Annotated in this window: 1 protein-coding gene; it reads right to left on the bottom strand. The window is 75.0% G+C overall.

Translation table 11 applies throughout. The features are described 5' to 3' along the window. Window positions 1–12,016: type I polyketide synthase (locus K304_RS34155; RefSeq protein ID WP_037791271.1), on the bottom strand; the 12,016-nt coding region annotated here is incomplete at both ends.

Genomic DNA, 12,016 nt, shown 5'->3' with positions numbered 1-12,016 from the left:
GGTCCAGACCGCCGTCCTCACGACGCAACGACCCCGTCACCACAGCGGGTTCGCCACCCATCGCGTCCACCGTCGCCTCGACGGCGGAAGTCATCACCGGATGCGACGACATCTCCGCGAACACACCGAAACCCTCAGACGCCAGCCTGGTGACGCCCTCCGAGAACCGCACCCGCTGCCGCAGGTTGGTGAACCAATAGTCGGCGTCCATGGCGAGCGGATCCACGAACTCCGCCGACACCGTCGACATCAACGGAACGCCGCCCGCCTGCGGCGTCACGCCTACGAGAGCGGCGGCAAGGGCGTCCTTCAGCTCCTCCATCGCCGCCGAATGCGACGCATAGTCCACCGCCACACGACGGAAGCGGACCTCCGCCTTCTCGCACACGACACCCAGCTCATCCAGAGCCGTCGCCTCACCCGAAACGACCACCTGCGAGGGCCCGTTGACCGCGGCCACCGAGATGCGGCCCTCGAACGGAGCGATCAACTCCTCCGCACGCTCCGCCGACACGGCCACCGACGCCATGCCACCAGAGCCCGCGATCTCCGCGATCGCCCTGCTCCGCAGGCATACGATGCGGGCAGCGTCCTCCAGCGACAGAACGCCCGCCACACACGCGGCAGCGATCTCACCCTGCGAATGCCCGATCACGGCCTGCGGCTCGACCCCGTACGACCGCCACAGCGCGGCGAGGGACACCATCACCGCGAACGACGCGGGCTGCACCACATCCACCCGCTCCAGCGACGGCGACCCCTCCTCACCACGCAGAACAGCCGTCAGCGACCAGTCCACATACTCGGACATCGCTGCCTCACACGCGGCCACCGACCCAGCGAACACCGGCGAAGACTCCAACAGATCGGCACCCATACCAACCCACTGCGCACCCTGACCCGGGAACACGAACGCCGTCCGACCGACGGGACCGGAAACGCCCGTCACGACACCGTCCGCAGGCTCACCCTCCGCCAGAGCGGCGAGCCCGGCAGCGAGGTCACCCGTCACCACGGCCCGCTGCTCGAACCGGGACCGCGCGGTGGCCAGGGACCAGCCCACCGCCGCCGCGTCCGCATCGCCCTGCGCCAGCGGCGCCAGCGCAGCCGCCTGGCCCTTGAGTGCGGCGTCACTGCGGGCGGAGACCAGCCACGGCACGGCGGCCGGGGCGACGCCCGGCTCCGTGTCGGCGACCGGGGCGACGGGGTCCTCCGCCGGTGCCTGCTCCAGGATCACGTGTGCGTTGGTGCCGCTCATGCCGAACGCGGAGACGCCCGCCCGGCGCGGACGGCCGGTCTCGGGCCATTCCCGCGCCTCGGCCAGCAGTTCCACGTCGCCGTCGGACCAGTCGACGTGCGAGGTGGGCTCGCCGACGTGCAGCGACTTCGGCATGACGCCGTGCCGCATCGCCGACACCATCTTGATGACGCCCGCGACACCCGCCGCGGCCTGTCCGTGGCCGATGTTGGACTTGATCGAGCCGAGCCACAGCGGCCGTCCCTCGGGCCGGTCCTGGCCGTAGGTGGCGAGGACGGCCTGCGCCTCGATCGGGTCGCCGAGCGAGGTGCCGGTGCCGTGCGCCTCCACGACGTCGATGTCGGACGGCTGGAGGCCGGCGTTGGCGAGGGCGTGGCGGATGACGCGCTGCTGCGAGGGACCGTTCGGTGCCGTCAGACCGTTGGACGCGCCGTCCTGGTTGACCGCGCCGCCCTTGACGACGGCGAGCACGCGGTGGCCGTTCTTCCGGGCGTCGGAGAGGCGTTCGAGCAGCAGCATGCCCGCGCCTTCGGCCCAGCTGGCGCCGTCGGCGTCCTCGGAGAACGGCTTGCAGCGGCCGTCCTTGGCGAGGGCCCGCTGGCGGCTGAACTCGACCAGCGAGATGGGCGTCGACATGACGGTGACGCCGCCCGCGAGTGCCATGGAGCAGTCGCCCTCGCGCAGCGCCTGGCACGCGGAGTGCAGGGCGACCAGCGACGAGGAGCAGGCGGTGTCGATGGTCAGGGCGGGGCCTTCGAGGCCGAAGGAGTACGCGACGCGGCCGGAGAGCACGCTCGGCGAGTTGCCGGTGCCGAGGAAGCCGCTGAAGTCGTCGATGGCCGCGTTGAGCAGGCCGCCGTAGTCCTGGTAGGTGACGCCGGCGAAGACGCCGGTCCTGCTGCCGCGCAGTCCGTTCGCGTCGAGCCCGGCGTGTTCCATGGCCTCCCAGGACGTCTCCAGCAGCAGCCGCTGCTGCGGGTCCATGGCGACGGCCTCGCGCGGGCTGATGCCGAAGAAGGTGGCGTCGAACCGGCTGGCATCGTGCAGGAATCCGCCCTCGTGCACGTAGCAGGTGCCGGGGTTGTCGGGGTCCGGGTCGTAGAGGGCGTCCAGGTCCCAGCCGCGGTCGGTGGGGAAGCCGGACACGGCGTCGGTGCCGGTGGCCACCAGGTCCCACAGCTCCTGGGCGTTCTGCACGCCGCCCGGGTAGCGGCAGCTCATGCCGATGATGGCGATGGGGTCGTCGGCGAGGACCGCCGAGCGGCCCTGCGGCGCGGCGTCGGCGGTGTCCGGGCCGCCGCCCAGCAGTTGCTCGAGCAGGTGGTCGACGAGGGTGCGGGGCGTGGGGTAGTCGAAGACGAGGGTGGCCGGCAGCTTCAGCCCGGTCTCCTCGGACAGCGCCTCCCGCAGTTCGACGGCGGTGAGCGAGGTGAACCCGAGGTCGCGGAACGGCAGATGTTCGCCGAGGGCCTGCCCGGCCGGCTGTTCGAGGACGAGCGCGGCGCGGCGGCCGACGATCTCCATCAGCGCGGCCCGCTGCTCGTCGGCGGGCAGCGCCTCCAGGCGGGTGCGGAGCGCGTTGCCGCCGCCGGACACCGCGGCGGCCGCCTTGCGGCGGGCCGGGGTGCGGGACGGGCGGGGGGCGTCGGTCTCCTGCGGGGCCGTCAGGCCGGCGGTGAGCTGTGCGGCGGTGAAGGGCCGCAGCGTCAGTGCGTCGGCGGTGAGGACCATTTCGCCGGAGGTGTCGGCGACGGTCACGGCGTAGCCGTCTGCGCCGGACGGGGTGACGGCGACGCGCAGCAGCGACGCTCCGGTGGCGTGCAGCGTCACGTCGTTCCAGCAGAACGGCAGCATGGCGCGGCCGGCCGTGCGGGCGTCGTAGGACAGGGTCTGCAGCGCGGCGTCGAGGACGGCGGGGTGCAGGCCGAACCGGTCGACCTCGCCGCGGTGTTCGTCGGCCAGGGCGACCTCGGCGAAGAGGGCGTCGTCGCGCCGCCACACGGCGGTGAGGCCCTGGAAGATCTCGCCGTAGCCGAAGCCGTTCTCCGCGCGCAGCGCGTAGTGGCCGGTGATGTCCACGGGCTCGGCGCCGCGCGGCGGCCAGGCCGCGAGCGTGTCGTGCGTACGGCCGCCGGCGCCGGCGAGCGTGCCGCGGGCGTGCCGGGCCCAGGCCGTGGCGCTTTCGGGGCGGGAGGAGATGGTGAACGCGCGGGTGCCGTGGTCGTCGGCCGGGTCGACGACGACCTGGAGCCGGACGGCGCCGTCCGCGGGGAGGACGAGGGGGGCTTCGAGGAGGAGTTCCTCGATGCGCGCGCAGCCGAGCTGGTCGCCCGCGGCGACGGCCAGTTCGAGGTAGCCGGTGCCGGGGAACACGGCCTCGTCGGCGACGCGGTGACCGGCGAGCCAGGGCTGGGCGCTGGTGGAGAGGCGGCCGGTGAGGACGTGGCCGCCTCCGTCGGAGAGCTCCACCGCGGCGCCGAGCAGCGGGTGCTGGACGGGGTCGGCGCCGATGGCGCCGACGTGCAGCGGGCCGCTGCCGCCCTCGAGCCAGTAGCGGCGCCGCTGGAAGGGGTAGGTGGGCAGGCCCACGGTGCGGGCGCGGGCGGGAGCGTGGAACGCCTCCCAGTCGACGGTGCCGCCGTGCGCCCAGAGGCGGGCGAGGGCGGTGACGGCCGTCTGCGGCTCGGACCGGTCGCGGCGCAGCAGCGATCCGGCCTGCACGTCGTCGCCGCACGTCTCGGTGACGGCGGCGACCAGGCTCGCGTCGGGTCCGACCTCCAGGAACCGGGTCGCGCCGAGCGCGGCGAGCCGTGCGACGGCGTCGGCGAAGCGGACGGTGCCGCGCACCTGGTCGACCCAGTAGTCGGCGGTGAACTCCTCGACCACCTCGCCGGTGAGGGTGGAGACGAGGGGGATCGTGGGGCGGTCGTAGGTGAGGCGGGCGGCGACCTGCCGGAAGTCCTCCAGCATGGGGTCCATCAGGACCGAGTGGAAGGCGTGGCTGACCTCCAGCCACCGTCCGTCACGGTCGGCGAGCGCCGCGGCGACCTGTTCGACGGCCTCGCGCGCCCCGGAGACGACGACCTGGCCGGGGGCGTTCACGGCGGCGATCGACACGCCCTCGACGAGGTGCGGCTCCACGTCTGCCGGTGCGGCCCGGACGGCCCACATCGCGCCGCCGTCGGGCAGCGCCTGCATCAGCGTGGCGCGGGCGGTGACCAGCGTGCAGGCGTCCGCCAGCGACAGGACGCCGGCGACGTGCGCGGCGGCCAGTTCGCCGACGGAGTGGCCGACGAGGTGGTCCGGCCGTACGCCCCAGGACTCCAGCAGGCGGAAGAGGGCGACCTCCACGGCGAACAGCGCGGGCTGCGCCCAGCCGGTCTGCTTCAGCACACCGTCCGGGTCGGTGAACATCACGTCGCGCAGACCCTCGAACTCGGCGCACACCTCGTCCAGGGCGGTGGCGAACGCCGGGAAGGCGGCGGCGAGTTCACGGCCCATGCCGGCACGCTGACCGCCCTGGCCGGAGAACACGAACGCGGTCAGGCCGCCGTCCACGACGCCGTGGACCAGGCCGGCGGCGCCCTCTCCGGCGGCCAGCGCCGTCAGGCCCGCGCGGAGTTCGGCCTCGTCCGCGCCGAGCACGGCCGCGCGCTGTTCGAGGGCGGTGCGGGTGGTGGCCAGCGACAGGGCGACGTCGCCCGCCGACAGGGCGTCCGTGCCGTCGAGCAGACGTCCGGCCTGGTCGGCGAGTGCCTCGGGGGCGCGGGCGGACAGCACCCACGGCACGACGGGAAGGGGCGTGGCGGTGCCCGCCGTGTCGTCCTCGGCCGCCTGCTCGGGGGCCTCTTCGAGGATGACGTGCGCGTTGGTGCCGCTGACGCCGAAGGCGGAGACGCCCGCACGCCGTGCGGTGTCCGTACGCGGCCAGGCGCGGGCGTCGGCGAGGAGTTCGACGGCTCCGGCCGACCAGTCCACGTGCGTCGAGGGCTCGCCGACGTGCAGGGACTTCGGCAGCGTCTCGTGCTGCAGGGCCAGGACCATCTTCATCAGGCCGGCGACGCCGGCCGCGGCCTGGGTGTGCCCGAGGTTGGACTTGACGGACCCGAGCCACAGCGGACGTGCGGCGTCCCGGTCGCGGCCGTAGGTGGCGAGGATCGCCTGGGCCTCGATCGGGTCGCCGAGCGAGGTGCCGGTGCCGTGCGCCTCGACGGCGTCCACATCGTGGGGCGCGAGCCCGGCCTCGGAGAGGGCCTGCCGGATGACGCGCTGCTGCGACGGCCCGTTCGGCGCGGTCAGGCCGTTGGAGGCGCCGTCCTGGTTGACGGCGGAGCCGCGGATGACGGCGAGCACCGGGTGGCCGTTGCGCCGGGCGTCGGAGAGGCGTTCGACGAGCAGGAGGCCCGCGCCCTCGCCCCAGCCGGTGCCGTCGGCGTCGTCGGAGAACGGCTTGCAGCGGCCGTCGCCGGCGAGGCCGCCCTGCTGGGCGAAGTCGATGAACGCGTCCGGGCTGGCGATGACGGTGACGCCGCCGGCGAGGGCGAGCGAGCACTCGCCCGACCGCAGTGCGTTCGCGGCCAGGTGCAGCGCGACAAGGGAGGAGGAGCAGGCCGTGTCGACGGTGACGGCCGGGCCCTCCAGCCCCAGCGCGTAGGCCACGCGCCCGGACAGGACGCTGCCCGAGTTGCCGGTGATGAGGTGGCCGCCGACGCCCTCGGGCACCTCGTGCACGTTGCTGAGGTAGCCGGAGGTTCCGGCGCCGACGAACACGCCGACCCGGTCGCCCTTCAGCGACATGGGTGCGATGCCGCCGCGCTCCAGGGCCTCCCACGCGGTCTCCAGCAGCAGCCGCTGCTGCGGGTCCATGGCCAGCGCCTCGCGCGGCGAGATGCCGAAGAAGCCGGCGTCGAACTCGGCGGCGCCGTCCACGAATCCACCCGCACGGGCGAAGCGGGTACCGAGCCCGCCCGTCTCGGCGGGGTCGAGGCCGTCCAGCTCCCAGCCGCGGTCGGCGGGGAAGGGGGTGATGGCGTCGGAGCCGTCGGCGAGGAGACGCCACAGCGCCTCCGGGTCCGTGGCGCCGCCGGGGAACCGGCAGCTCATGGCCACGACGGCGACGGGCTCGTCCAGGGGTTCACGGGTGCGTTCGGGCAGCGCGTCCCGCCGTTCGGTCCCCATCAGCTCGTCGACGAGGAAGTCGGTGAGCACGGCGGCGGTCGGCTGGTCGAAGACCAGCGTCGCCGCGAGGGACAGGCCGGTCGCCGCCTGCAGCCGGTCGCGGAACTCGACGGCGGTGAGGGAGTCGAACCCGAGGTCGCGGAAGGCGCGTTCCGGTTCGATGGCGGTGAGGTCGGTGTGGCCCAGGGCCGCCGCCGCCTCGGTGCGGACGAGTTCCAGCAGGTGACGGTGCCGGTCCTGCGCGTTCAGCGGGCGCAGTCGCTCACGCAGTGCGGCGTCGCCGCCCTCGCGGCTCCGCCCCGCGGGCTGTTCCGGGGTCGGGGCGAACGCGTCGAAGAGCACGCTGGGGCGGCGGACGGTGAAGGTCGGGAGGAAGCGGTCCCAGTCGATGTCCGCGACCGCGACGCAGGGTTCGTCGCCGAGCAGGGCGCGGTGCAGCGCCGCCATGGCCAGGTCGGGGTCGAGGGCGGGCAGGCCCCGCTTGCGCAGGTGATCCTCGGCGCCTTCCTGCGCGGCCATGCCGCCGCCGCTCCACGGCCCCCAGGCGACGGACGTCGCCGTACGGCCGAGGGAACGGCGGTGCGCGGCGAGGGCGTCCAGGTACGCGTTGGCGGCGGCGTACCCGCTCTGCGTGCCGCTCCCCCAGGTGCTGGCGATGGAGGAGTAGAGGACGAACGCGTCCAGTGCGCGGTCGGCGAGCAGGGCGTCGAGGTGGGCGGCGCCGGCGGTCTTGGCGAGGGTCGCCGACGCCAGGTCGTCGAGGCCCGAGTCGAGCAGCGGCACGGCCTGGGCGAGCCCCGCCGTGTGGAAGACGGAGCGGACCTCCGGGCCCTGGGACTCGATCTGTTCCAGGGCGGCTTCGACGGCGTCCCGGTCGGCGATGTCGCAGGCGGCGAAGGTGACGGTGGCGCCTTCCGCCTCCAGTTCGGCGGCGAGTTCGGCCGCGTGCGGCGCGTCGGCGCCACGGCGGCTGAGCAGGGCCACGTGCCGGGCGCCCCGGGTGACGGCCCAGCGGGCGACGCGGGCGCCGAGTGCGCCGGTGCCGCCGGTGACCAGCACCGTGCCGGACGGCGTCCACGACGCGTCGGCGTCGGCGTGGGCGGTCGTCCGCGCGGGGACGAGGCGGCGGCCGAGTACGGCGCCGCCGCGCAGAGCGAGCTGGTCCTCGTCGCCGGCCCCGCCGGTCAGCACGTCGGCGAGCGAGGCGGTGAGGTGCCGCTCCGGCCGTTGCGGGAGGTCCACCAGACCGCCCCAGCGGTCCGGCAGTTCGAGCGCCGCCACCCGTCCCAGGCCCCACACGGCGGCGCGGGCGGGGTGGGTGAGGGCGTCGTCGGGGCGGGTGGAGACCGCGCCGGAGGTCACGGCCCAGACCTGTGCGTCGAGGCCGGAGTCCGCGACGGACTGGAGGAGGACGGTGGTGGCGGCCAGACCGGACGGGACGCCGGGCCGGGAGGGGTGGTCGCTCGCGTCCTGCGCCAGGAACGACACGATGCGGCCGCAGGGGGACTGCCCCAGCCGTTCGGTGAGCGCCGCCCGGTCGAGGTCGGCGGCGGCGAGCCGCAGGCGGGTCACGGCCGCGCCGCGTCCGGTCAGCTCTTCGGCCAGGGCGTCCGCCCAGGGCTCCGGGGCGTTGGCCGACTCGACGACCAGCCAGTTCCCGGTCGCCGGGGTGCCCGTGACCGGGCCGGCGGGCGTCCAGGAGACGCGGTAGCTGAGGCCGTCGACGGCGGCGAGGCCGTCCTGCCGCTCCTGCCACCCCTCCAGTGCGGACAGCACGGCGGACAGCGGGGCGTCGGCCTCGATGCCGAGGGTGGTGCGGAAGGTCTCCAGGTCGCCGCCCGCGACCACGTCCCAGAACGCCGCATCGGAGGTCCGGTCGGCACCGGACGCTTCCGGGGAGAGGCGGTCGGCGTGCGGCCAGTAGCGCTGCCGCTGGAAGGCGTAGGTGGGCAGGTCGACTGCGCGGGCGCCGGTGGGGGCAAGGAACGCCGCCCAGTCGACGCTGCCGCCGTGCGCCCAGAGGCGGGCGAGGGTGGTCAGGGCGGTGTGCGGCTCCGGCCGGTCGCGGCGCAGCAGCGGGACGGCGAGCACGCCGTCCGCGCAGGTCTCCTCGACGGCTCCGGTCAGGCTCGCGTCCGGGCCGAGTTCGACGAAGCGGGCGACGCCGAGTTCCGCGAGGCGTGCGGCCGCGTCGGCGAAGCGGACGGTGCCGCGCACCTGGTCGACCCAGTAGTCGGCGGTGAACTCCTCGACCGGCTCGCCGGTGAGGGTGGAGACGAGGGGAAGGTCCGGACGGCCGTACCGGACACCTGCGGCGACGCGGCGGAAATCCTCCAGCATCGGGTCCATCAGGACGGAGTGGAAGGCGTGGCTGACCTCCAGCCACCGCGACTGCCGCCCCTCCCCCAGCACGGCCGCCACCTGCTCCACGGCCTCACGGGCACCGGACACCACGACCTGGCCCGGCGCGTTCACGGCGGCGACCGACACGCCCTCCACCAGGTGCGGCTCGACCTCCTCAGCCGTGGCACGCACCGCCCACATGGCGCCGCCGTCGGGCAGCGCCTGCATCAACGACGCACGGGCGGCGACCAGCGTGCACGCGTCCTCCAGCGACAGCACCCCGGCCACGTGCGCGGCCGCCAGCTCGCCGACGGAGTGCCCGGCGAGGTAGTCGGGCTTCACGCCCCACGACTCGGCGAGGCGGAACAGCGCCACCTCCACCGCGAACAACGCGGGCTGCGCCCAGCCGGTCTGCCGCAGCACACCGTCGCCGTCCTCGAACATCACCTCGCGCAGCGGACGGTCCAGCAGGCCGTCGAAGTGCGCGCACACCTCGTCCAGGGCGGAGGCGAACACCGGGAAGGCCGCAGCCAGTTCACGGCCCATGCCGGCCCGCTGACCGCCCTGGCCGGAGAACACGAAACCCGTCAGGCCGGCACCGGTCTGCCCGGACACCACGGAGGGCGACCGCTCAGCGGCGGCCAACGCGCCCAGGCCGTCCAGCAGTTCACCGGCATCCGCGCCGAGCACCACGGCGCGGTGCTCCAGGCCCGAGCGCGTCGTCGCCAGGGACAGCGCGACGTCGCAGGCGGTGAGGTCCGCGACGGAGGACCGCAGCCGGGCCGCCTGGGCGGCGAGGCCCGGGGCGGTCTTCGACGACAGCAGCCAGGGAAGGGCCGGCAGCACGTCCGGTGACGCGTCGCCGTCGGCCTCGGCGGAGGGCCCGACCGCCTCGGGAGCCTCTTCGAGGATCACGTGGGCGTTGGTGCCGCTGACACCGAACGCCGAGACGCCCGCGCGCCGTGCGGTGTCCGTGCGCGGCCATTCCCGCGCCTCCGTGAGCAGTTCGACGGCTCCCTCGGTCCAGTCCACGTGCGACGACGGGTCGCCCACGTGCAGAGTCCGGGGCAGCGCGCGGTGCTGGAGGGCGAGGATCATCTTCATCACGCCCGCGACGCCCGCCGCGGCCTGCGTGTGCCCGATGTTGGACTTGATCGACCCCAGCCACAGCGGACGGTCCGCCTCCCGGTCCTGCCCGTACGTGGCGAGCAGGGCCTGCGCCTCGATCGGGTCGCCGAGCGAGGTGCCGGTGCCGTGCGCCTCGACGGCGTCCACCTCGGACGGCGTCAGCCCGGCGTGGGCGAGCGCCTGGCGGATGACCCGCTGCTGCGACGGCCCGTTCGGCGCGGTCAGGCCGTTGGACGCGCCGTCCTGGTTCATGGCGGTGCCCTTGACGACGGCCAGCACGCGGTGGCCGTTCCGGCGCGCGTCGGAGAGGCGTTCCAGCACCAGCACGCCGGCGCCCTCGCCCCAGCCGGTGCCGTCGGCGTCGTCGGAGAATGCCTTGCACCGGCCGTCACCGGACAGCCCGCCCTGCTGCGAGAACTCGATGAAGGCACCGGGGGTGGACATGACGGTGACGCCGCCCGCGAGGGCGAGCGCGCACTCACCGGACTGGAGGGACTGCGCGGCCAGGTGCAGGGCCACCAGCGACGACGAGCACGCGGTGTCGATCGTGACGGCGGGGCCTTCGAGTCCGAGCGCGTACGACACCCGGCCGGAGAGCACGCTGCCCGCGCTGCCGGTGCTGCCGTAGCCGTCGGCGGTCTCGCCCGACAGGGTGAGCATGGCCGGGTAGTCCTGGCCGTTGGTGCCGGCGAACACGCCGACCTGCTGCCCGCGCAGCGAGAGCGGTCCGACGCCGGTGCGCTCCAGCGCCTCCCAGGCGACCTCGAGCAGCATGCGCTGCTGCGGGTCCATGGCGAGGGCCTCGCGGGGGGAGATGCCGAACAGTGCCGCGTCGAAGTCGGCGGCGCCGTCGAGGAAGCCGCCCACGGGGGCGAAGTCGCCGAGCAGGCGGTCCTTCAGGGCTTCCCAGCCACGGTCGGCGGGGAAGGGGCCCATCGCGTCGACGCCGTCGGCCAGCAGGGTCCACAGGCTCTCCGGCGTGTCCACGCCGCCGGGGAAGCGGCAGCCCATGCCGACGACGACCACCGGGTCGTCGGAGGCGGCGGCGGGGGCGGCGTCCGGCAGGCCGGACGGGGCCGTGTCGTCGTCGCCGAAGAGGCGGCCCAGCACGAAGTCGGTCAGCGCCGCGGCGGAGGGGTAGTCGAAGACGACCGTCGCGGGCAGTTTCAGGCCGGTCACGGCCGTGAGGCCGTTGCGGAGTTCGACCGCCATCAGGGAGTCCACGCCGAGGTCGCGGAACGCCGTGGACGGGCCGACGGCGGAGCCCTCGGCGAAGCCGAGGACGGCGGCGACCTGGCCGCGCACCAGCTCGGTCACGGTGGCGCGGCGGGAGGCGGCGGACACGCCGGCGAGGCGTTCGCGGAGACCGCCCTCGGCCGGGGTGGCGGCGGCCGGCAGTGTGCCGGCGGGCGCGACGTGCTCCCACAGGGAGGAGCGGCGCAGCGCGGTCATGGCGGGGACGAACGTCGTCCAGTCGACGTCGGCGACGGTCACGCAGCCGGAGACGGAGTCCAGCAGTCCGACGGCCACCTCGGGGTCGAGCGGGGTCAGACCGCCGCGCTCGGCACGCGCCTGCACCACGTCGTCGGCGGCCATGCCGCCCTCCGCCCACGGACCCCACGCCACCGACGCGGCCGGAAGGCCCCGGGCCCGGCGGTGGTCGGCCAGCGCGTCCAGCGCCGCGTTGGCGGCGGCGTACGAGCCCTGCCCGGCACCGCCCCACACACCGGCCGCGGACGAGAACAGCACGAACGCGTCCAGCTCCCGGCCCCCGGCCGCACGGTGCAGATTCCAGGCGGCGCCCGCCTTCCCGGACCACACGCCCGCCAACCGGTCGGCGGTCAGACCGTCCACCACACCGTCGTCCAGCACGCCCGCGCAGTGCACGACGGCGGAGAGGTCGAAACGGTCGAAGAGGGCGTCGAGTTCGGCGGCGGAACCCGCGTCGCAGGCGACGACGTCCACGCGGCCGAGCGGCGTCAGCTCGTCGCGCAACTCAGCCGCACCCGGGGCGTCCATGCCCCGGCGGGAGACCAGCACCACACCCTCGGCACCACGCTCCAGCACCCACCGCGCGACCCGCGCGCCCAACGCGCCCGTGCCACCGGT

It is taken from the genome of Streptomyces sp. CNS606, from assembly GCF_000426325.1.
The sequence above is the reverse complement of the archived record's forward strand: the minus strand, read 5'-3'. Positions and strand labels throughout refer to the sequence as shown.